The organism is Acidaminococcus sp. (assembly GCF_050873445.1).
Taxonomy (GTDB): Bacteria; Bacillota; Negativicutes; order Acidaminococcales; family Acidaminococcaceae; genus Acidaminococcus.
On record NZ_JBNMIU010000004.1, the window covers coordinates 1 to 21,656 of the forward strand.

16 protein-coding genes are annotated in these 21,656 nt (G+C 51.9%); 13 read left to right on the forward strand and 3 right to left on the reverse strand.

Annotation, left to right across the window (positions count from 1 at the left end):
* Window positions 1-237 precede the first annotated feature (237 nt).
* Complete coding sequence (ftsH, locus tag ACR0QW_RS01270) at window positions 238-2,136, forward strand: ATP-dependent zinc metalloprotease FtsH (RefSeq protein WP_432641912.1); 1,899 nt, start codon at window positions 238-240, stop codon at window positions 2,134-2,136.
* 119 nt (window positions 2,137-2,255) lie between these two features.
* Complete coding sequence (locus ACR0QW_RS01275) at window positions 2,256-3,854, forward strand: hypothetical protein (protein ID WP_432641913.1); 1,599 nt, start codon at window positions 2,256-2,258, stop codon at window positions 3,852-3,854.
* Window positions 3,855-3,954: 100 nt separating this feature from the next.
* Here the strand turns inward: ACR0QW_RS01275 and gltS are convergent, their stop codons facing one another.
* Together gltS and ACR0QW_RS01285 are read right to left on the reverse strand one after the other, a co-directional pair.
* On the reverse strand, window positions 3,955-5,157 hold the full coding sequence (gene gltS, locus ACR0QW_RS01280) for a sodium/glutamate symporter (RefSeq protein WP_432641914.1): 1,203 nt from the start codon (window positions 5,155-5,157) through the stop codon (window positions 3,955-3,957).
* A 28-nt stretch (window positions 5,158-5,185) separates the two neighbouring features.
* On the reverse strand, window positions 5,186-5,356 hold the full coding sequence (locus ACR0QW_RS01285; protein ID WP_432641915.1) for a hypothetical protein: 171 nt from the start codon (window positions 5,354-5,356) through the stop codon (window positions 5,186-5,188).
* 204 nt (window positions 5,357-5,560) lie between these two features.
* Here ACR0QW_RS01285 and ACR0QW_RS01290 point away from each other — a divergent pair, with 204 nt between their 5' ends.
* Window positions 5,561-6,478 carry an AEC family transporter gene (locus ACR0QW_RS01290; RefSeq protein ID WP_432641916.1) on the forward strand — a complete coding sequence of 306 codons (918 nt, stop codon included), beginning with the start codon at window positions 5,561-5,563 and terminating at the stop codon, window positions 6,476-6,478.
* A 176-nt stretch (window positions 6,479-6,654) separates the two neighbouring features.
* Here ACR0QW_RS01290 and ACR0QW_RS01295 read toward each other — a convergent pair whose 3' ends face one another.
* Entirely contained in the window at window positions 6,655-7,218 is a 564-nt protein-coding gene (locus tag ACR0QW_RS01295) for a HutD/Ves family protein (protein WP_432641917.1), read from the reverse strand.
* 208 nt (window positions 7,219-7,426) lie between these two features.
* On the opposite strand from ACR0QW_RS01295, the gene ftcD reads away from it, so the two are divergent.
* The 10 genes from ftcD (at window position 7,427) to ACR0QW_RS01345 (ending at window position 21,638) form a co-directional block, all read left to right on the forward strand.
* On the forward strand, window positions 7,427-8,332 hold the full coding sequence (gene ftcD, locus ACR0QW_RS01300; protein WP_432641918.1) for a glutamate formimidoyltransferase: 906 nt from the start codon (window positions 7,427-7,429) through the stop codon (window positions 8,330-8,332).
* Window positions 8,333-8,362: 30 nt separating this feature from the next.
* Complete coding sequence (locus tag ACR0QW_RS01305) at window positions 8,363-10,039, forward strand: formate--tetrahydrofolate ligase (protein ID WP_432641919.1); 1,677 nt, start codon at window positions 8,363-8,365, stop codon at window positions 10,037-10,039.
* A 19-nt stretch (window positions 10,040-10,058) separates the two neighbouring features.
* Entirely contained in the window at window positions 10,059-10,679 is a 621-nt protein-coding gene (locus ACR0QW_RS01310) for a cyclodeaminase/cyclohydrolase family protein (protein ID WP_432641920.1), read from the forward strand.
* A 375-nt stretch (window positions 10,680-11,054) separates the two neighbouring features.
* The gene (locus ACR0QW_RS01315; protein WP_432641921.1) at window positions 11,055-12,359 is read left to right on the forward strand and encodes a Na+/H+ antiporter family protein; all 1,305 of its coding nucleotides are present in this window, start codon (window positions 11,055-11,057) and stop codon (window positions 12,357-12,359) included.
* Between the two features lie 93 nt (window positions 12,360-12,452).
* A complete protein-coding gene (gene hutH / locus ACR0QW_RS01320; protein ID WP_432641922.1) occupies window positions 12,453-14,015 on the forward strand; it encodes a histidine ammonia-lyase in 1,563 nt (520 codons plus the stop codon).
* A gap of 275 nt (window positions 14,016-14,290) precedes the next feature.
* Window positions 14,291-16,339 (forward strand): urocanate hydratase, encoded by a 2,049-nt coding sequence (locus ACR0QW_RS01325; RefSeq protein ID WP_432641923.1) that lies wholly within the window; start codon window positions 14,291-14,293, stop codon window positions 16,337-16,339.
* Window positions 16,340-16,406: 67 nt separating this feature from the next.
* Entirely contained in the window at window positions 16,407-17,648 is a 1,242-nt protein-coding gene (hutI, locus tag ACR0QW_RS01330) for an imidazolonepropionase (protein ID WP_432641924.1), read from the forward strand.
* 156 nt (window positions 17,649-17,804) lie between these two features.
* Window positions 17,805-20,837, forward strand: a complete 3,033-nt coding sequence (locus ACR0QW_RS01335; protein ID WP_432641925.1) for an AAA family ATPase — start codon at window positions 17,805-17,807, stop codon at window positions 20,835-20,837.
* Window positions 20,838-20,855: 18 nt separating this feature from the next.
* Window positions 20,856-21,218: a DRTGG domain-containing protein gene (locus ACR0QW_RS01340; protein WP_432641926.1), complete on the forward strand. Its 363-nt coding sequence runs from the start codon at window positions 20,856-20,858 to the stop codon at window positions 21,216-21,218.
* A gap of 3 nt (window positions 21,219-21,221) precedes the next feature.
* Complete coding sequence (locus ACR0QW_RS01345; protein ID WP_432641927.1) at window positions 21,222-21,638, forward strand: ATP-binding protein; 417 nt, start codon at window positions 21,222-21,224, stop codon at window positions 21,636-21,638.
* The last annotated feature ends 18 nt before the right edge of the window (window positions 21,639-21,656 follow it).

Consider the following 21,656-nt stretch of genomic DNA (forward strand, 5'->3'; position numbering starts at 1 on the left):
AAGAACTTTAAACGATTTCGAGGAAGGATATTACTGTTGTCTAAGGTAAAACTAAATTAAAGATGGACGTAAGCAAAAATGCTCACGTCCATGAATGGTGGATGATTTGAAATTCGCCCCAACATTTGACAAAGAACCAATTTCTTTACAATGAGTGCAAGATTTCTTCATTCGCTTACAATGCTTTATGATATAATGGGTACAAAAAGTTTTTTTATGTTGAAAGGGTGAAATCAAATGAAAGACACGGATCCTGACAAACAGTCCAAACATGTCCGTATATATTACATCGCGGCAATCCTGCTGATTCTGATCATCAATACCGTCATCAGCCCCATGTTCTTCCAGCCCAAGGTCCACGAAGTCAGTTATACCAACTTCCTGAGCATGGTAGATGAAGGCAAGGCAAAGAAGGTGGAAATCACCAAGGATCGGATTGCGCTGCTGTGCAACGACAGCGACAATAAAGAACAGATTTATGTGACTGGCCGGGTGGATGACCCGGAACTGGTCAGCCGTCTGGTAAAAGCCAAGGTGGAATTTTCCCAGGTCATTCCCAAACAGGAATCCCCTATTATGAGCTTTTTCAACAACTGGATCCTGCCCTTCCTGGTATTCATGGTCATCGGCCAGCTGTTGATGCGCTACTTGGGACCCAAGCTGGGTGGAGGCAATATGATGAGCTTTGGCAAGAGCAACGCCAAGGTGTACATTGCTTCTCAGACCGGGGTTACGTTCAAGAATGTGGCCGGACAGGACGAAGCCAAAGAAGCCCTGCAGGAAATCGTCAATTATCTGCACAATCCGTCCAAGTATAAGGCAATTGGTGCGGTGATGCCCAAGGGCGTCCTGCTGGTGGGCCCTCCCGGTACTGGTAAGACCCTGTTGGCCAAGGCCGTAGCCGGGGAAGCCAAAGTACCATTTTTCTCCATTTCCGGATCCGAATTCATTGAGATGTTCGTGGGGATGGGAGCTGCCCGTGTCCGGGATTTGTTCAAGCAGGCCCAGGAAAAGGCACCCTGTATCGTATTCATCGACGAAATCGATGCCATCGGTAAAAAGAGAGACAGCGGTTCTTTTGGCAGCAACGATGAACGGGAGCAAACCCTGAACCAGCTGCTGTCCGAGATGGATGGGTTTGACGGCAGTAAGGGTGTTATTATCCTGGCTGCTACCAACCGGCCGGAAGTACTGGATAAGGCATTGCTGCGTCCGGGTCGTTTCGACCGCCGGGTACCGGTGGAACTGCCTGACCTGCAGGGCAGGGAAGCAATCTTGAAGGTCCATTCCCATGATGTGAAGATGGATCCCCATGTGGACTTCCATACCATTGCCCTGGCTACCAGCGGTGCCTCCGGTGCTGAACTGGCCAATATTGTCAACGAAGCTGCACTGCGTGCTGTGCGGATGGGACGGAATGAGGTCATCCAGGAAGACCTGGAGGAAAGTGTAGAAGTGGTCATTGCCGGGGCTCAGCGGAAGGGCGCTGTGATTTCCCAGGAAGAAAAGAAAGTCATCGCTTACCATGAAATCGGCCATGCTCTGGTGGCTGCTTCCCAGAAAGATTCGGCACCGGTCCATAAGATTACCATTATCCCCCGCACATCCGGGGCACTGGGCTACACCATGCAGGTGGACACACAGGAGAAGGTGCTTATGAGCAGGGAAGAGCTGTACAACAAGATTGTGACGTTGACCGGTGGCCGGTCTGCCGAAGAAGTGGTGTTCAATATGGTGACCAGCGGGGCTTCCAATGATATCGAACAGGCCACCAAGATGGCCCGGGCTATGATTACCCGTTTCGGCATGACGGATGAATTTGACATGGTGGCTCTGGAAACGGTGAACAATGCGTATCTGAGCGGTGATACGTCCCTTGCCTGTGCACCGGAAACGGCAGCCAAGATCGATGAAGCAGTGTTCGCTGTGGTGAAGAAAGCCCATAAGCAGGCCCGTGCCATCCTGGAAGCCCATCGGGATAAGATGGATGAGCTGGCCCAGTACCTGTTGAAGAAAGAAACCATTACCGGCGATGAATTCATGGCCATTCTCCACGGAACCATGAAACAGGATGAACCGGAGACGGTGGAAACTACAGCAACAGCTGCTGAACCGGAAGCGTCGACACAGGCGTAAGATTCAATCAGAAACAATAGGGGAGGTGTGGAAATCCGCACCTCCTTTTTGATTTTTTGTCTTTTTATGGTATAATGGATATCCTACATAGCTATACATTTTTGGAAAATAGGATGAGAATGATGGAAACACGCACAAAACCCTGGAAGCAGGGAAAAAGCATATTTGGTTATATCAAGAGCAACCTGGACGCTGATGGTTTTTTTACCAAGGAGACCCTGGAGGATCGGGCTATCGTAGTTGGAGATAATGAAGCCCTGCTGGAGCCAGGGGCAGCCGATGCGTTCCTGGCCAGCAACAGTCAGGCGGAAGAAGCGGCCGGTTCGGTGGGTACCCAGATCTACCAGGTGCTGCAGGCCTATGCAGAAGACCCTACCCCGGAAAACGCCACCATGCTGTACATGGGGATTTCCTCCACGCCCTGCATTCTGTACTATGAGAGCCTGGTGGATCAGCTTTCTGAAGAGCGGATCCCTCAGCCCTTATGGGAATTGGCCCGGGAATGGCTCTATGAAGCTTCCAGCCGGGAAACAGTGAAACTGGCTGTTGTAATCTGTGGGTTGTATATGCTGAACGAGCAGGATCTGGTGGTGAACTGGCAGCTGAAAAAAGACCTGCTGGTGCTGGCCCGCTGCGAGGAATTCACCAGCTTTGTAATCTATGCCCTGGAGTTGTGTCACCAGCTGGCCCAGAAGGATTTGTGGGACATGCTGCAGCATACTATGGGCTGGGGCAAGCTGTGCGCCATGCAGGCTTATGAGTTTGAGACACCGGAAGATCAGGCCTGGCTGGTGGTCCATGGTTGTGATCTGACCATCAATTATCCGGCAGTCTCCCTGCTACTCTTCTCCAAGGTAAACATTCCAGCGCTGCTGGATGAATCCCACCTGGAGCACCCCATGTTCCAGGGTATCAGCCGTCTGCTGCTGAATTATCTGGCCTTCCTGCTGGGTTTCCAGCAATTAGATATCTCCGAAGAAGAAAAGTTGCCGGTGGTGGACCTGTTCTCCATCATGCAGAAGTTCCTGTGTCATGCCAAAGAGTATCATACCGATCTGATGGACGCAGCCGCTCTCATCAATATGGCAGAAGGGCTGCGGACCATGGTGGACGATGAATGCTGGGATTATCTGACCATGAACCAGTGTCACCTTCTGATCAGCGACCTGGAATCCCTGGTATTTTCCATTGACTGGCTACCTCAGATCAAGGCCAATCTGCTGGAAAAGGATGGCCGGGTGAATCTGATCGTGGCCCATATGGCCTATGCCCTGGATCTGGATATCCATAAGGAATTATGGGCCCTCCTGAAGAAAGATCCCATGCGGACGGAGCTGTACAGCTTCCTGCTGGATACGGACGACAAGCGCCGGTTCAACCGGGTGATGAAGTTTGCCCGGGAACATGCGGATGAATATCTGACGGAAGAGTATGCCATGGAACCGCTGCTGCAGGCACTGGCTGATTATCCGGGAGAAGGGGAGGATCTGCTGGAAAAGGCACTGACTTCCATTTACGATTCCTGCCGGGGCACTGCGCTGAGCGTATTAGATTCCTGGCCGGATAAGAACTGGTCGTCCCAGATGAGGCTGGCTCTGTTAAAAGCACGGGAAATGAGTCAGCATCCCCTGCTGAAACTGCGGGTGGATGTGCTGTTAAAGAAACGGACGATGGATTTCGCCAGTTTCCTAGATGTGATCCACGAACAGAAACGGTAATAAAAAATAACACAAGAAAACCGGGATCCCTGGGGGGAAAATCCCGGTTTTTTGATTTTGTATCTGATAAGGGGGTGTTCCTGCATGAATCAGGCGGAATTCAAGCCAGCATATTCATGGCAATGGTGACAAACAGAGCAATCATGATGTCGGAGAAGAATCCGCCTGTAATCGGAACAATCAGGTAGGCCTTCTGGGTAGGCCCGAAGGTCTTGGTCAGCGCATCCATGTTTGCCATAGCGTTGGGCGTAGCTCCCATGCCGAATCCGCATTGTCCTGTTACCAGCACCGCTGCGTCGTAGTCCCGGCCGCAGGCATTGAAGGTGACGTAGGTGGTGAACAGCGCTACGATGATGGTCTGTACCAGCAGGATGACAATCATGGGCAGAGCCAGGCCGACCAGCTGCTGCAGTTTCAAGCTCATCATGGCCAGGATCAGGAAAAAATTCAGGCTTATATTACCGATGGTGCTGATTTCCTGAATGGGCAGTTCAATATGGCTGGTATCACAGAAATTACGGATGAGGATGCCGCAGATCATGGCGCCGCAATAGGTGGCAACTGTAATATGGGCAGCTTTAAAAGCCATGGTGACAAAAATGCCGCCGCCCAGAGCGATGAACAACAGGGCCAGACCGGAAGTCCCTTTTACAGGATCCAGTACATGGGTCAGAGCAGAGTTTTTTTCCAGTTCTGCTTGGGCTTCCGCATCAACTTTGCTGCTGCTGTGTTCCGTCAGATGATTTTTCAGAATCAGACGGCGGGCAATGGGGTTGCCGATCAGGTTACCGGCAATCAGTCCGTAGGTTGCAGAAGCAACGGCAACGGTAAAGGCACTCTGTACGCCCATATCTTCCAGGAGAGGGCCAAAGGCTCCGCAGTTCCCGTGGCCGCCGGTCAGCGGAATGGAACCTACGCACAGGCCCAGCAGTGGATCCAGGCCAAAGAATTGGCACATGGCTACGCCGACCACATTCTGGATGCAGATCAGGCTAGCCACACAAATCAGGAAAATTACCAGGGTCTTACCGCCTTTTTTCACCATGGCGAGACTTGCACCGAAACCAACACTGGTAAAAAATAAGTTCATGAAAACGGACTGCAAGCTGCTGTCCAGGGTTAAGTCCAGCACACCGGCTTCGTAGAAGCCAAACTGCAGGAGCGCAAAAATCAGGCCGCCGATAACCGGGCTGGGAATACAGTAGGTACGGAAAAACTTGACTTTCTTTTTGAGGAATTCGCCCAGGTAGAAAAACAACACTGCCAGAGCCATGGTCAGGTACAGATTCAGAGATAGTTTCATAATGGACTCCTTCTTTTTGGGGAATGTTTTATTCGATGCCGTACACTGCTTTGCCAGTGGTGACGGAAGGTTTTTGGCTGACTTTTGCAGCAGTTTTCTTTTCCACTGCCTTCATCAGCCTGCCGGACAGTTTGCTCCGGTACATTTCGTCAAAATCCGGTTTGGTGACCCAATCCAGTGCATACTTTTTTGTCATCATCTTCAGCCTCCATTTGCTTTTTTTCTTTGTTTTCATCATAGCAAAAGAGAAATTAAAAGTACAACTGTTAAATAAAGTAAGTAAAACAGGAAATATCCTGTAAATAAAAATATATACAGGGAAAATACGAAATCTCCTACCGGAAATAACAGTTTCCATTTTTATTTTTATCTTGTTACAATAAAAATAGAAGGAGGTGGCGGTATGGATATACTGCGTTTGGCAAATTTACAAATTACGTTATTTCTGCTGATTTTGGCAGGATTGCTGCTGAAAAAGAAGGGAATCCTGGATAAAGAGGGGAAACGCTGCTTGACGGATCTGTGTGTCAATGTGGTGATTCCCTGCAATATTTTAAAATCCTGTCTGGCACCTTTGGGAAACGATGTGCTGAATACCTGCGGCCGGATCCTTTTGGCGGCATTTTTCATGCAGGCAGTTTATCTGGTCTTAAATAGATTCCTTTTTAACCGGTATACGGAAGGCAGGAAAAAAGTACTGCAGTACTGTACCATTGCGTCCAACGGAGGCTTTCTGGGGAACCCGGTGGCAGAAGGGGTATATGGGCCCCTGGGACTTTTGTATGCGTCCGTATTTCTGATTCCCATGCGGATCATTATGTGGTCCGTGGGCACATCGTATTTTGTAGCGAAAAAAGTAGATGGGAAAGCAGCTTTGAAAAAGGTGCTGACCCATCCGTGTCTGGTGGCGATTTATATCGGCATGATCTGCATGGTGTTCCAACTGCATCTGCCGCGTTTTTTGGAAATGACCGTGACTTACATTGGCAACTGCAACTCCGCTCTTACCATGTTCATTGTGGGTACGATTCTGGCGGATGTGCCGTTATCCACCATTGTAAACCGGGACAGCGTACTCTACAGTGTGTTCCGGCTGGGATTGTTGCCGCTGATTGCCCTGGTGCTCTGCCATATGCTGGGGGGCCTGGACAATGTGGGCACCGGTGTGTCTGTGGTTATGACCGGCATGCCCGCTCCGGCCACTGCAGCGATTTTTGCCGCCCAGTATGACAGTGATTTTCCTTTTGCGACCCAGTTGGTCATCCTGTCCACCCTGTTATCCATGTTCACCATTCCCGTCTGGTGTTATTTTATCGGCTGAATGATTGAGTGAGCTGACAGGCCAGTCCTGATAAAGGAACAAAGCATCCATGAAACGAAAAAGAGAAGTTGTGAAAGAATCATTCGCAACTCCTCTTTTTTTGCCAGTATCAGCTGGACTCCATTGGACAGTGACTGGTGACGGGGTGTGGGAAATTCTATTTGCACCCCTATTTTTCAGCAGACTGTGGTATAAATGACTTCACATCTTGGCGGCAGCAGCAGACCTGATGGTTTTGATCCGGTGATTACATACAGGGTATCGGCTTTCAGCGGGTGGCCTTCCAGGGCGGCGCCCAGCAGCTGTTCGTCTGTCAGGAAGGGGACGAACACGAAACGGTGGGCAGCCGGAGCCAGGAACTGGCTTTTTGCCAGCCGGGCATAGGTAGCGGTGAGGCCCTTCCGGGTCATCACGTTGAAATCCACAGCTTTTCCTTCGGAATGGGTGTGCCAGGCACCGTCAAAATATGCTTCTTCCAGAGGTCTAAGGGGTATCTGGCGATTCCCATCTTCTGGAAAGGTCAGGGTAAAACCGCCCTCCAGGGGGCAGATGATCCGGTTGAAATCCGGCAGCAGGGTGAAATCTGAGGCATCCAGATCCACCGTGGCAGAACTGATCCGGATCTGGAAATCCCGTTTGGCATAAGCAGCACTTCTGGGAAAAATATAGAATTCAGTCGTAGTTCCTCCAGACCAGCGGGTGGTCACGGCCTGGGAACGGGGAATGGCCTGGATGGTCATAGGGCAGCACCTCCATCTGTGTTTGTACGCTTTCTTTCAGTATAGTAAAAAAACTTACGTCCATAAAGTGTCAAAAAATAAAAATATCGAAAAAAATTGATTTCAGACGTTTTTTAGGCGAAGAAATCATAATATAATAGCAGATAGGGCAAGGAATTGCCTTTCAGCTAAACCAGTTAACGATAATAGGACTATGGAGGTGCCCATTATGGCGAAAAAGTTGGTTGAATTTGTACCGAATTTCAGTGAAGGCCGGGATAAGGAAAAGGTTGAAAAAATCGTTGACGAAGCCCGCAAAATCAAAGGCCTGAAAATCCTGGATTACTCCAGCGATCCGGATCATAACCGTTCGGTGGTTACCATCATCGGTTCTCCTGAAGCGGTGACGGAAGCTGCCATCAACATGGCCAGGGTAGCCATCCAGCTGATCGACATGCGGACTCATCATGGTGCCCATCCCCGTTTCGGAGCTGTGGATGTGGTTCCCTTTACGCCTGTCATGGGCGTGACCATGGATGAATGTGTTGCCATTGCCAATGCTGTAGGCAAGGCTTATGGCGAAATGGGCATCCCCGTTTATCTGTATGAAGACGCCTGCACCAGGGAAGCCCGTCGGAACCTGGCTTCTGTCCGCAAGGGGCAGTATGAGGGCTTCTTTGAAAAAATCAAGGATCCGGAATGGAAACCGGATTATGGCCCGGCTGTCATGAATGAAAAATCCGGTTGTTCTGCAGTGGGGGCCCGTGTACCATTGGTTGCCTTCAACGTGAACCTGGACTGCAGCGACAAGGCTGTGGCAGATGCCATCGCCCGCAAGGTCCGGAACATCGGCGGCGGTCTGCACTATGTAAAGGCCATGGGTGTAAAACTGGAAGAACGGAATCAGGTACAGGTTTCCATGAATCTGGTGAACTACGAAAAATCCGCTGTGTACCAGGCTTTCGAAATGATTAAGATGGAAGCCCGCCGGTATGGCGTCAACGTAGTGGGCAGTGAAGTCATTGGGACCGTTCCCATGAAGGCACTGCTGATGGCTGCGGAATATTATCTGCAGATCGAAAACTTCAACCTGGACGAAATCCTGGAAAAACGTCTGCTGGAACTGGAAGAATAATTCCTTACCCAGAGAGAAGGAGGGACTTTGATGCTGAGTGACATCGAGATTGCGCAAAAGAACGTCATGGAACCCATCAGCAAAATCGCTGACAATCTGGGAATCCTGCCGGAAGAACTGGAACAATATGGCCATTACAAGGCCAAACTTTCTCTGGATGTACTGAAACGTCTGGAAAATAAACCCAACGGGAAATTGGTCCTGGTGACTGCCATCACCCCTACTCCTGCCGGGGAGGGAAAATCCACTACCAGCATTGGCCTGGCTGATGCTCTGCGGAAAATCGGCAAACACCCTGTGGTTGCCCTGCGTGAACCGTCCCTGGGTCCCGTATTCGGCATCAAGGGCGGTGCTGCCGGCGGCGGCTATGCCCAGGTGGTACCCATGGATGATATCAACCTGCATTTCACCGGTGATATGCATGCCATTACTGCCGTGAACAACCTGCTGGCCGCTATGATCGACAACCACATCCATCATGGCAACCAGCTGCGGATCGATGCCCGTCAGATTACCTGGCGCCGGGTACTGGATATGAATGACCGCGCCCTGCGGAAAGTAGTGGTGGGGCTGGGCGGAAAAGTGAACGGCTTCCCCCGGGAAGATGCCTTTACCATTACCGTGGCCTCTGAAATCATGGCCATCCTGTGCCTGGCCAAAGATCTGGAAGATCTGAAAGCGCGGTTCGGCCGGATCGTCATCGGCAGCGATCTGGATGGAAATCCGGTGTACGTGCACCAGCTGGGCTGCGAGGGCGCCATGGCCATGCTGATGAAGGATGCCATCAAACCGAATCTGGTCCAGACCCTGGAATACACTCCGGCCATCATCCACGGCGGTCCTTTTGCCAATATCGCCCACGGCTGCAACTCCATTCTGGCCACCAAGATGGCTTTGAAACTGGGGGATGTGGCCATTACGGAAGCCGGTTTCGGTGCTGACCTTGGGGCCGAAAAATTCATCGACATCAAATGCCACTATGCCGGACTGTATCCGGATGCGGTGGTCGTGGTAGCTACCATCCGTGCCTTGAAGATGCACGGCGGCGTAGCCAAGGCCGATTTGGGCAAGGAAAATGTCCAGGCTCTCAGCGACGGATTCAGCAATCTGGCCAAACAGGTGGAAAATATGCGGAGCTTCGGGCTGCCGGTCCTGGTGGCCATCAATAAGTTTGCTACGGATACGCCGGCAGAAATCGATATGCTGCTGCAGAAATGCGCCAGCTACGGCGTGGAAGTGACCTTGAACGAAAGCTGGGAAAAGGGCGGTGAAGGCGGTCTGGATATGGCCCGCAAACTGGCCAAAATCCTGGATGAACAGGGACAGGCTCCCCAAAAGGTAGAACTGTATGATGTGAATGATACCATCCCCAACAAGCTGAAAGCCATTGTGACCAAAATCTATGGCGGCGATGGTGTGACCTTCACTCCCAATGCCAGGAAGCAAATCAAACAGCTGGAAGAATGGGGCCTGGATAAGCTGCCGGTATGCGTAGCCAAGACCCAATATTCGCTCAGCGACAACCCGGCTCTCCTGGGTGCTCCCAGCGGGTTCAAGATCAATGTACAGGATGTCCGGGTTTCCAATGGTGCCGGTTTCATCGTTTGTCAGACCAGTAACATCATGGTGATGCCCGGTCTGCCCAAACATCCGGCGGCTCTGAACATGGACATCGACAACAACGGCAAGATCACTGGTTTGTTCTGATACAGGAGGGATACTCCCCATGGAATTGAAGAAACTCACGGTAGAAGGTTTTATCAATGAAACAGCGTCTTCCTCTCCGGCACCTGGGGGCGGCAGCATCGCTGCCCTGAATGCGGCCTCTTCCGCAGCTCTGATCGCCATGGTGGCCCAGCTGACCCTGGGCAAGGAAAAATATGCTGATTCTCAGGAAGAAATGCAGGAAGTGGTCCGGAAGGCCGGTGCCATGAAAGATCAGTTCCTGGCTTTCATCGATGAGGACAGCAATGCTTTCAACAAAATCATGGCTGCCTTTAAGCTGCCCAAGGATACGGACGAAGCCAAGAAGGCCCGCAGCGCAGCCATTCAGGATGCCACTAAGGGTGCAGCTCTGGTTCCCTTCAAGGTAGGTCAGACAGCCAATGAGCTGTTTGACCTGGCCGAGGCAGTGATCCTGCGGGGCAACCCCAATGCGGTGACAGATGGGGCTGTAGCTGCCATGAACGCCCGGGCCGCTGTACGGGGAGCGTTCCTGAATGTGAAAATCAATCTGGGCAGCATCAAAGATGTCCTGTTTGTGGAAGAGCTGAAGAAACGGATGGCTGAAATCGAAGCCGATGTGGACTCCAGAGAACAGGCCCTGCTGGCCAAGGTGAAGCTGTAATTGTAGAAAAAATCGGGACTGCTGAAAGAGCGGCCCCGATTTTTTTGGATGAAATGGAATTTGATGGAAAGCTTTACTCCTTTTCTCTACTGTGCTAAAATACTATATCTGTTGGACAACCTGCGAAAGGGTGTTGCTCATGCAACACCCTTTTTGAGTCCATAGAACGTCCTTGCTTTAGTGCAATACTTTAATAAAAAACATCAAAGTATACAGTATACAGAAAAAAGAAAATTCAAAATTAAATTCAAAAACACGCATCTATTTGACTTTTTTCTGACAGTTACCCGGTACAATGATAGCGTAAAAAGGATATGGACGATGCAGGCGTCCCCATCTACGGAAAAGTAAATCAAGAAAAGGAGTGATCAACGTATGGAAATCTTAACCAACCCCATTGTCGTCTCGGTCATCGTCATGGCCGTACTCTGCCTGCTGAAAATGAATGTGCTGTTCGCCATTTTGGCGGCGGCCATCGTAGCAGGTGCCACGGGTGGGCTGAACATCGACAAGACAGTCAGTGTCCTGATCGGCGGGATGGGCGGTAATTCGGAAACCGCTCTGAGTTATATCCTGCTGGGGACTCTGGCTGTAGCCATCGGGCAGTCCGGGCTGGCAGACATCGTCGCACGGAAAATCACCAAAGTGGTGGGAACGAAAAAAATCGCCTTTGTTTTCCTGATTGCTTTCGTTTCCTGTTTTTCCCAGAACCTGATCCCTGTCCACATCGCTTTCATCCCTATCCTGATTCCCCCGCTGCTGCTGGTGATGAACCACATGAAACTGGACCGGAGAGCAGTGGCCTGTGCCCTGACCTTTGGGCTGAAAGCACCGTACGTTTCCCTGCCGGTTGGTTTCGGGCTGCTGTTCATGACCATCATCAAAGATCAGATGGTTGCCAATAATGTACAGGTCGCCATCAGTGACATCTCTTCCGTGATGTGGATCGGCGGTGCTTCCATGCTGGTGGGCCTGGTGCTGGCCGTTATTTTCTACAGCCGTTCCCGGGAATACCAGGATCTGCCCATCATGGGCCAGGACGAACACGCTGACCAGACAGAAATGAATGCCGACTGCTGGAAGGCCCTGGCCGGGGCAGCAGCTGCTTTCATAGCCCAGTTGTACTTCAAATCCCTGCCCATCGGTGCTATATGCGGTCTGCTGGTACTGCTGCTGACCGGCAGCATCAAATGGAACAAAATGGATCTTGTGGTCAATGACGGCGTCAAGATGATGGGCTTTATTGCTTTCGTCATGCTGGTAGCTGCCGGCTATGCCAACGTCCTGCGGGAAACCCACTCTGTGGAATCCCTGGTCATGGCTACAACCTCTATCATCAACACCAAGCTTGGCGGTGCCTTCCTGATGCTGGCCGTTGGACTGCTGATTACCATGGGTATCGGGACTTCCTTCGGGACCATCCCTGTAGTTGCTTCCATCTATATCCCCATGGGTCTGAAATTGGGCTTCGGGATTCCGTCCATCATCCTGCTGATTGGTGTGGCTGCAGCTCTGGGCGATGCCGGTTCCCCGGCTTCCGACTCCACACTGGGACCCACTTCCGGGCTCAATGCGGACGGACAGCATAATCACATCTGGGATACCTGCGTACCCACGTTTCTTTTCTTCGATATCCCTCTGTTCATCGGCGGGCTGATCGGCGCCATGATCCTGGGCTGATAGAATCAAAAACAGGGGCTGTGTACAGCCCCTGTCCTTCTAAAGGAATAAAAACAAAGATTCAGATACTGGAAATTAAAGGAGGATGCCATTATGTTACTGAAAGATGTAAAAGCCATTAAAGAAGTTGTCCTGACCGGGAATGACCTGTCCCTGGAACAATTGATCGCTGTCAGCCGCTATGGTGCCAAATTATCTTTTGATCCGGATGCTGTAGCTCGCATCAAAGCTTCCCGTGCTCTGATCGATGACATCGTCAACAGCGACCGTGTGGTCTATGGTGTTACCACCGGGTTCGGCTCTCTCTGCCGGGTCCATATTTCTAAAGAAGACTGCGCTCAGCTCCAGGAAAACCTGATCCGGACCCACTCCTGCGGCTATGGCAAACCTCTGAGTAAGGAAGTGACCCGGGCTGCTATGACCATTCGGGCCAACGCTCTGGTCAAAGGGTATTCCGGTATCCGTCTGTCCACCCTGCAGACTCTGGTAGATATGATTAACAAGGGTGTCCATCCCTACATCCCTGAAAAAGGCTCCCTGGGTGCTTCCGGCGATCTGGCGCCGCTGGCCCATATGGTACTGCCCATGCTGGGCCTGGGCGATGCCGAATACCAGGGCACGCTGATGCCGGGCAGGGAAGCCATGGAAAAGGCCGGTATCCCCATCATCCATCTGGAAGCCAAGGAAGGTCTGGCTTTGATTAACGGTACACCAATCCTGACTGCCATGGGTGTGTTTGCCCTGTGGGAAGGCATGAGCCTGCTGAAACAGAGCGATATTGCCGCTGCTCTTTCCATTGAAGCACAGCGGGGCATCATCGATGCTTTCGATGAACGGCTCCACGTAATCCGTCCTCACAGAGGACAGTTGGATACTGCTTATAACATGCGCAGCCTGCTGAAGGGAAGTACCTATGTGACCCATCAGGGCCAGCTGAAGGTACAGGATGCCTACTGTCTGCGCTGCGTGCCTCAGATCCACGGAGCCAGCAAGGATGCCCTGGGCTTCGTGAAGGACAAGGTTGATATTGAAATCAATGCAGCTACGGATAATCCCATCGTCCTGCCGGATGGCGATGTAATCTCCGGCGGCAACTTCCATGGAGAACCCATGGCTCTGCCCTTCGACTTCCTGGGCATCGGCATTTCGGAAATCGCCAACGTGTCCGAACGGCGTCTGGAACGGCTGATCAATAACTCCCTGAGCGGATTCCCGTCCTTCCTTGTGAAACATTCCGGCCTGAACTCCGGTTTCATGATTACCCAATATGCCGCTGCCGCACTGGTCAGTGAAAACAAAGTCCTGGCCCATCCTGCTTCTGTTGACTCCATTCCTTCCTGCGAAAATCAGGAAGACCTGGTCAGCATGGGTGCCCATGCTGCACGGAAAGCCGGTGAAATTGCCTTCAACGCCCGCCGGGTGGTGGCAACTGAAATCCTGGCTGCCTGCCAGGCCATCGATCTGCGGGAAGGCGAAGGGTTCAAGCTGGGTGCCGGTACTCAGGCTGCTTATGACGCCGTACGGAAAACCAATGATTTCATTGCTTACGATAAAGACATCGAGATGTTCAAAGAACTGGAAAAGATCACCGATCTGGTCCAGAGCGGCGGCATCCTGGATGCGGTAGAAGACAAAGTCGACCTGAAATTCTTCTAATACAGACAACTCCCTTATCTCCATCCCTTCATCAAAGAGCTGTGGACACGCATCCACAGCTCTTTTCTTTTCTCCCGGCAGACAGTCGTTTTTTTGATTTTCTTTTGACGGAATTGGAAGAAAACGTCCAGAGAATGGACGGAAAATCACAGAATTTTTTCTGGAAGAAGAGGGAGAATTGGACGTTTTTCCGATGAAGGTTCCGTACAATAAAGACGTAATCAGAAAGGAAAGCACGTTTCCTCAAGAAACATACTGAAAAGGAGTGGTTCAATATGAAAAATGAAGACATCGGAAAAGCCATGACGATCAAATTGGAGTTCCCCAACGGACTGCCGAAACCAAAACCTTTCCAGGAAGGCATTCGCCGGGCTCCGGATCGTGGCTTCCGTCTGACGCCTGCCCAGACTGAAATCGCTCTGAAAAACGCACTGCGGTACATCCCTGAAAAATACCATGAAGAACTGATCCCGGAATTCCTGGAAGAACTGACTACCCGGGGCCGGATCTATGGCTATCGATTCCGTCCGGAAGGCCGAATTTATGGGAAACCCATTGATGAATATAAAGGCAAATGCACCGAAGGCAAGGCCTTCCAGGTGATGATCGACAACAACCTGGACTTTGAAGTGGCCCTGTATCCGTATGAACTGGTAACCTACGGTGAAACCGGCAGCGTGTGCCATGACTGGATGCAATACCTGCTGATTAAAAAATACCTGGAGAACATGACACCGGACCAGACTCTGGTCATGGAATCCGGCCATCCCCTGGGCCTGTTCCATTCCAAACCGGAAGCTCCCCGGGTCATCATCACCAACGGCCTGATGATTGGTGAATATGACAATCTGAAAGACTGGGAAATCGCTGAAGAAATGGGCGTCGCCAACTACGGGCAGATGACCGCGGGCGGCTGGATGTACATCGGGCCGCAAGGAATCGTGCATGGCACATTCAATACTATTTTGAATGCCGGCCGTATGAAACTGGGTATCCCTGAAGATGGGGACTTGGGTGGCAAGCTGTTCATCACATCCGGGCTGGGCGGCATGAGCGGTGCTCAGGGCAAGGCGGCAGAAATTGCCAACTGCACAGCCATCGTTGCCGAAGTGGATGCCTCCCGGATCAAGACCCGTCTGGATCAGGGCTGGATCTCCGGCGTATCCGATTCTCTGCCGGAAGTATTCGACCTGGCTCATAAATCCATGGCTGAAAAGAAAGGCAAAGCCTACGCATACCATGGCAACATCGTGGATCTGCTGGAATACATCGTGGATCATAACATCCATGTGGACCTGGTTTCCGACCAGACTTCCTGCCATAATGCCTACAACGGCGGTTACTGCCCGCAGGGTCTGACTTTTGAACAGCGGACCCAGATGCTGGCTGAGGATCCCAAATATTTCCGTGAACTGGTGGACAAAACCCTCCATGCCCACTTTGCAGCTCTGAAAAAGATTACTGCCCGCGGTGTATACTTCTTCGATTATGGCAACTCTTTCATGAAGGCTGTGTTCGATTCCGGCGTGAAGGAAATCTCCAAGAACGGTGTGGACGATAAAGACGGGTTCATCTGGCCGTCCTACGTAGAAGATATCATGGGGCCGCAGCTGTTCGACTATGGCTATGGACCGTTCCGCTGGGTCTGCCTGTCCGGCAAACCGGAAGACCTGCATAAGACCGATATGGCAGCCATGAGCTGCATCGACGTGAACCGCCGGTATCAGGATCGGGATAACTACAACTGGATCCGTGACGCCGAAAAGAACAAACTGGTGGTAGGTACCCAGGCTCGTATCCTGTACCAGGATGAAGTAGGTCGTGTGAAGATTGCCTTGAAATTCAATGAACTGGTCCGCAAAGGCGAAATCGGGCCTGTGATGATGGGACGTGACCATCACGATGTATCCGGTACGGATTCTCCGTTCCGTGAAACCAGTAACATCAAAGACGGGTCTAATGTGATGGCCGATATGGCTGTACAGTGCTTCGCCGGGAACGCAGCCAGAGGCATGAGCCTGTGTGCCCTGCACAATGGCGGCGGCGTAGGGATCGGCAAGGCAATCAACGGCGGCTTTGGGCTGGTGCTGGATGGCAGCCATCGGGTAGACGAAATCATCCGCAGTTCCCTGAGCTGGGATGTAATCAGCGGTGTAGCCCGCCGGAGCTGGGCACGGAATGAACACGCTATGGAAACTGCGCTGGAATTCAACCAGACTCGTCTGGGCGTCGGACAGATTACTCTGCCTTACCTGACGGACGAAGCCAAGATCAAAGATGCAGTGGCCAGGGTATATCCGAACGCCCATGTAATCAAAGACTGACTGAGGATTTGAACAACAGGAAAAGATTGCCGCCTTACGGGCGGCAATCTTTGTAAGGAGGAAGACTATGAACGATCGCCTGCTCATCAAAAATGCAGCCCAAATCGTCACCCCGCTGGGGAAGACTGCCCGCCGGGGCCGGGAAATGAAACAGCTGAAAATCTATGAGAATCAGTCCATCTTGATTGAAAACGGGAAGATCCGCAGCATCGGAAATCAGCCAGACTGGGAAAAGCTGGTGCCGGCGGACAAACAGATCGATGCCCGGGGCAAAGCTGTACTCCCCGGCTTTGTGGATTCCCATACCCATCTGGTGTTCGGTGGGTATCGGCCCGATGAATTCCTGTGGCGTATGGAAGGCATGAGCTACATGGAAATCATGGAACGGGGAGGCGGTATCCTAAATACTATGAAAGCCACCCGTGAAGCCAGCGAAGAAGAGCTGGTAGACCACAGCATGGACTTTTTGAAGAAGATGCTGGCCATGGGGGTCACTACCGTGGAAGCCAAGAGCGGTTATGGCCAGGATCATGATACGGAAATCAAACAGATGAAAGTGGTGCAGGAGCTGAACAGCCGCCAGCCCATCGAACTGGTTTCCACGTTCCTTGGAGCTCATGCAGTCCCGCCGGAATTCAAGGACCGGGGCGATGACTTCATTGAATTCCTGTTGAAAAACGTGATGCCGGAAGTGGCCAGGGACCATCTGGCAGAATTCTGCGATGTGTTCTGTGAAAAAGGGGTATTTTCCATTGAGCAGAGCCGTCATCTTCTTCAGGAAGCACGGAAGATGGGTTTTAAACTAAAAATCCATGCAGATGAAATTGTCAGCCTGGGCGGCGCTGAACTGGCGGGTGAACTCCATGCCACCAGTGCCGATCATCTGCTCCATGCCAGCGATGCGGGAATCAAGGCCATGGCCGAAAACGGTGTGGTGTCCACTCTGCTGCCCACTACGGCCTTCTGCCTGAAGGAACCCTTTGCCCGAGCAAGGAAAATGATCGATGCGGGCTGTGCCGTAGCCCTGGCTACGGACTTCAATCCCGGCAGCGGTTTTACCTTTTCGGTACCGCTGATGATCGGGCTGGCTGTGATCTACATGAAAATGACGGCGGAGGAAGCCATTACGGCTTTGACCTTGAATGGGGCAGCAGCTGTGGACCGGGCAGATCGGATCGGTTCCCTGGAACCGGGGAAACAGGCTGATCTGGTGATTCTCCAGTATCCGTCCTATAAATTCCTGCCCTATCATACGGGCATCAACATTGTGGAAATGGTGGTCAAGAACGGCAAAGTGGTGGTCCGCTGAGCCGGAAAGACTTGAAACGGCGGGCGTGCGGAAACGCACGTCCTGCTTTTTTTTGTAGTGATTTTATATTATAATAAAAAATAGACTATTGTAACGATTGAGGGGATTTCGCTGATGGACTGAATTCAGCCAATTTTTCTTAATGAGGTGCAGGCCATGTCGAGTCTGATTGAAGCAAGATTTCTGGGGGCTCCGGTCATCCGGAAAGATGGAAAAGAGATTTTCTTTCCCTATAACAAAGTCAATGCATTGGTTTACTATATCCTGGTCAAGGGGACGGTCCTGCGGGATGAGCTCAGTGGTATCTTGTGGGCGGACAAGTCCGATGCCATGGCCCGGAAGAATCTGCGGAATGCCCTGTATGAAACAAAAAAAATCATGGGGGCGGATGTATTCATCTCACCCCGAAAGGCCATCATCAAGGTCAATCCGGATATTCAGGTGAAGGTGGATGTGAAGGACTTCGAGGCAGATCCGGGGCGAAATCTGGATCTGTACCAGGGGTCTTTTCTTCAGGGATTTTTCATCAAGGATGCCGAAGAATATGAAAGCTGGTATCTGACAGAACGGGACCGGCTGGAGAGCCTGTACATGGAGGCTTTGCTCCAGAAACTGAAGGATGCAGTGGCGGTGCGGAACCTGCCGCAGGTGACCCGCTATGGGCGTATGCTGCTAAAACATGATCCCTACGATGAATCCATTTATACCCTGCTGCTTCAGACTTATTGCGAACAGGGGAACATGAAGCAGGCCACCGAGCTGTATGAGGAAATGAAGGCCCTGTTCCGGGAGGAACTCCAGACCAGTGTCCCGCCGGAAATCGAAAAGCTCATGCGGGAGCATCTTCAGCAGGAAAAAACAAAAGAAACGGCAGAACCTCGGAAAATCCAGGGGGATATTCCTGGACGGGAAACAGAACTGGACCAGCTCAATGGAGCGCTGGAACAGTTCCTTTCCGGAAAATCTTCCCGGACCCTGCTGCTGCAGGGGGATGCGGGCAGCGGCAAGACCAGCCTGAAGGATGTTCTGGTGCGGGAGCTGCCACCGGATGTAGCGGTGATCCAAACCAATTGCTTCAAACCGGAACAGAACATCCCGCTGCGGCCCTGGACCGGTATCGTGGAGGGACTGGACAGCCTGGTCCGCCGGGAGAACATCAGGATTCCCAATATGGAACCGGGGAAACTCAGCGATCTGTTCCCGCAGATGGATATGAGCGGTGACCGGGAAGCCGGGCTGGGCGAAATCAAGGACCTGCTGAAATTCGATGCAGTGTTCCATACTCTGTATACGGTACTGGAGAATGCGGCTAAGGCAAGGAGAATCCTGCTGATTTTTGAGGATATCCACTGGATGGATTCCCTGAGCCTGTCCCTGCTCAGCAGCCTGATCCTCCATAAACGGTCCGATCGGTTCCTGTTCCTTTTGACGGCCCAGCCCTCCCGGGAAAAGAATTACCAGCAGTTCGAGACGTCAGTGACCATGTACCACAAGCTGCAGGTGCTGGAACTGAAGCCTCTGGACAAAGAGGGTATCCGGCAGTATGCCAGCCGGACCGGGCTGACTGTGCCCGTGGATGGCAATCTGGTGCAGCGGCTCTGGGAGGAATCTGAAGGAAATCTGTTCCTGCTGCGGGAATGCCTCATGGCTCTGAAGACCACCGGCAGCCTGGATAATCTGACAGAGAACATGCGGAATATTTTCAGGGCCAGCTGCTTTGCTTTGACGGATAACCAGCAGAAAATCCTGGACTTTATTTCCCTGTTCTATGACGGAGCACCGCTGGCCATGATCTCCGAATATATGCACATGAACAACCTGCAGACCCTGGAGAATATGGAGAGCCTGCGCAAGGCCAACTTTATCCGGCCAGTGCCTCAGCAGCCGGAGGTAATCTATAAACTGGTCCACCAGAAAATGAAAGATTATCTCCAGCAGCAGATTTCCGTGGACAAGCAGCGGATCCTTCACAGTTACATTGCCAGTCTGTGGGAAAAAAGGCTGACCCATTCGCCTCAGGATATCCGGCTGTACCACCATCTGGAGTACCATTACCAGGAGGCCGGTGAGCTGGTGAACATGGGGCGGTATAAACTGAAAATCCTCATGTACTACCTGAACTTCAGCAATGAACTGTTCCCAGTGCTCAGCAGCACGGAACTGGTTCCGGATGACACCAAGAGCCGTTTCATCGAGACCAATCTGGACCAATTCCTGGCGGAAGTGGACGAGATGATGCATACCATCAAACGGACCTGCGGAGAGACTCCGGAAGTGAAGGAACTGGAGATGACCTATCTTCATCTCATGGGCCGTCACTACATCCGTGTAGGGGAATATGAAAAGGGTGTCCGGAACATCCTGAGCCTGATCGAACAGGCAGCAGAGATCCACAACCGGGATTATATGCTCATGGGCTATAAGCAGATGATTTACTACGATATCCAGATCGGCAACACGGAAGAAATGAAAAACTATCTGGAAGTGGCCCTGAACCTGGCTGACGAATGCAATTACCACAAGGAAATGGGCATCCTGCTGCGGCTGAAGGGTCTGAACATGATCATGCAGGGAAACTTCCCGGAAGCGGAGCGACTGCTGAGAGAGTCCATCTCCACCTTTACAGTGACTCAGAATGTGCAGCACCGGTATGCACTGAACATCGCCGGAGCTTATAATTATCTGGGGGAAATCCGACGGGGTGAGGGAAAATTCCAGGAAGCCCTGGACGAGTACAAAAAGGCTCTTGAATATGCCAAAGGGCAGGAGGCCTACAGCAGCTGGGTGGTATTTTCCTGCAATGCCGGGGTGGCCTGCTACAATATGGGCCGTTACCCGGAGGCCCGGAAGTATTTCCTCCAGGCCTATGAATTGTTCCCCCGCTATGTGTTTTACTGGCGGCATCCCATCGTGGAATCCTACCTGGCGCTGCTCTCCATGCGGAAACAGCAGGAAAAGGAAGCAATCAGCTATCTGGATGATGCTCTCCATAAATTGGGCAATATGAACAATCCCCGGGAAGCTGGTTATGTATATATGGCCATTGCGCTGCTGAAACAGAACTATCCGGACAGCCGGATCACCAGCCATTATGAGGGATCGGTGGCCTCTTATGCCACACGGGCCCTCCAGGTGCTGGATCCTTATCGGGACTCCTGGGAACGGCAGCAATTGGAAGCATTGTTTTGAATGAGGGAGGAATGGAAAATGGTTACTCTGAAAAAAGTGGCGGAAACACTGGGAGCTCAGGTGGTTTTGGGGCAGGAATCCCTGAACCGCACGGTGAGTTCCGCCTGTGGCAGTGACATGATGAGCGATGTGCTGGCCTATGCGAAGAATGATGCAGTGCTGCTCACAGGTCTGCTCAATGTACAGGTGGTGCGCACGGCAGATGTGAGTGATGCTGCAGCTCTGATTTTCGTCCGGGATAAGCATCCGGAAAACGATGTGCTGCTGGCGGCCCGGGATAAGAACATACCCGTGCTGTATACCCGCTGTACCATGTTCGAAGCATGCGGCCGGCTGTATGGACTGGGTCTGCGGGGCTGTACTGCTAAGGACAGGAAATAAGGGATGGAAGAAACCTATACCGTCATCCCGGATGACTTCGAACGGGCCGGTGCGGCGTCCACATCTCTGAAAGGCACCCTGAAACAGCTGGGGCTGTCTCCGGAGCTGATTCGCCGGATTGCCATCGGTACCTATGAAGGTGAGATGAACTGCCTGATTCATGGCGGCGGCGGTACCATCCGGGCCGAACTGAGCCCTCAAGCCATCCAGGTGATTATCGAGGATAACGGTCCCGGCATCCCGGATGTGCAGAAGGCCATGCAGGAAGGATGGTCCACCGCTTCGGCTGAAATCCGGGCTATGGGTTTTGGCGCCGGCATGGGACTGCCCAATATGAAAAAGGTGTCGGACGAAATGCAGATCGCTACCCAAGTGGGGAAAGGGACGAAGGTCACTCTGACGTTCAAGCTGCCTCATTGAGAAAGACTGCGGGAGGGA

What these genes read in the sequence shown, in the direction of transcription:
- gltS (WP_432641914.1), bottom strand. Translation starts at nt 5,157, where the DNA reads ATGAAACTATCTCTGAATCTGTACCTGACCATGGCTCTGGCAGTGTTG.
- ACR0QW_RS01315 (WP_432641921.1), top strand. Translation starts at nt 11,055, where the DNA reads ATGGAAATCTTAACCAACCCCATTGTCGTCTCGGTCATCGTCATGGCC.
- hutI (WP_432641924.1), top strand. Translation starts at nt 16,407, where the DNA reads ATGAACGATCGCCTGCTCATCAAAAATGCAGCCCAAATCGTCACCCCG.
- ACR0QW_RS01290 (WP_432641916.1), top strand. Translation starts at nt 5,561, where the DNA reads ATGGATATACTGCGTTTGGCAAATTTACAAATTACGTTATTTCTGCTG.
- hutH (WP_432641922.1), top strand. Translation starts at nt 12,453, where the DNA reads ATGTTACTGAAAGATGTAAAAGCCATTAAAGAAGTTGTCCTGACCGGG.
- ACR0QW_RS01305 (WP_432641919.1), top strand. Translation starts at nt 8,363, where the DNA reads ATGCTGAGTGACATCGAGATTGCGCAAAAGAACGTCATGGAACCCATC.
- ACR0QW_RS01275 (WP_432641913.1), top strand. Translation starts at nt 2,256, where the DNA reads ATGATGGAAACACGCACAAAACCCTGGAAGCAGGGAAAAAGCATATTT.
- ACR0QW_RS01345 (WP_432641927.1), top strand. Translation starts at nt 21,222, where the DNA reads ATGGAAGAAACCTATACCGTCATCCCGGATGACTTCGAACGGGCCGGT.
- ACR0QW_RS01285 (WP_432641915.1), bottom strand. Translation starts at nt 5,356, where the DNA reads ATGATGACAAAAAAGTATGCACTGGATTGGGTCACCAAACCGGATTTT.
- ACR0QW_RS01295 (WP_432641917.1), bottom strand. Translation starts at nt 7,218, where the DNA reads ATGACCATCCAGGCCATTCCCCGTTCCCAGGCCGTGACCACCCGCTGG.
- ftcD (WP_432641918.1), top strand. Translation starts at nt 7,427, where the DNA reads ATGGCGAAAAAGTTGGTTGAATTTGTACCGAATTTCAGTGAAGGCCGG.
- ftsH (WP_432641912.1), top strand. Translation starts at nt 238, where the DNA reads ATGAAAGACACGGATCCTGACAAACAGTCCAAACATGTCCGTATATAT.
- ACR0QW_RS01310 (WP_432641920.1), top strand. Translation starts at nt 10,059, where the DNA reads ATGGAATTGAAGAAACTCACGGTAGAAGGTTTTATCAATGAAACAGCG.
- ACR0QW_RS01340 (WP_432641926.1), top strand. Translation starts at nt 20,856, where the DNA reads ATGGTTACTCTGAAAAAAGTGGCGGAAACACTGGGAGCTCAGGTGGTT.
- ACR0QW_RS01335 (WP_432641925.1), top strand. Translation starts at nt 17,805, where the DNA reads ATGTCGAGTCTGATTGAAGCAAGATTTCTGGGGGCTCCGGTCATCCGG.
- ACR0QW_RS01325 (WP_432641923.1), top strand. Translation starts at nt 14,291, where the DNA reads ATGAAAAATGAAGACATCGGAAAAGCCATGACGATCAAATTGGAGTTC.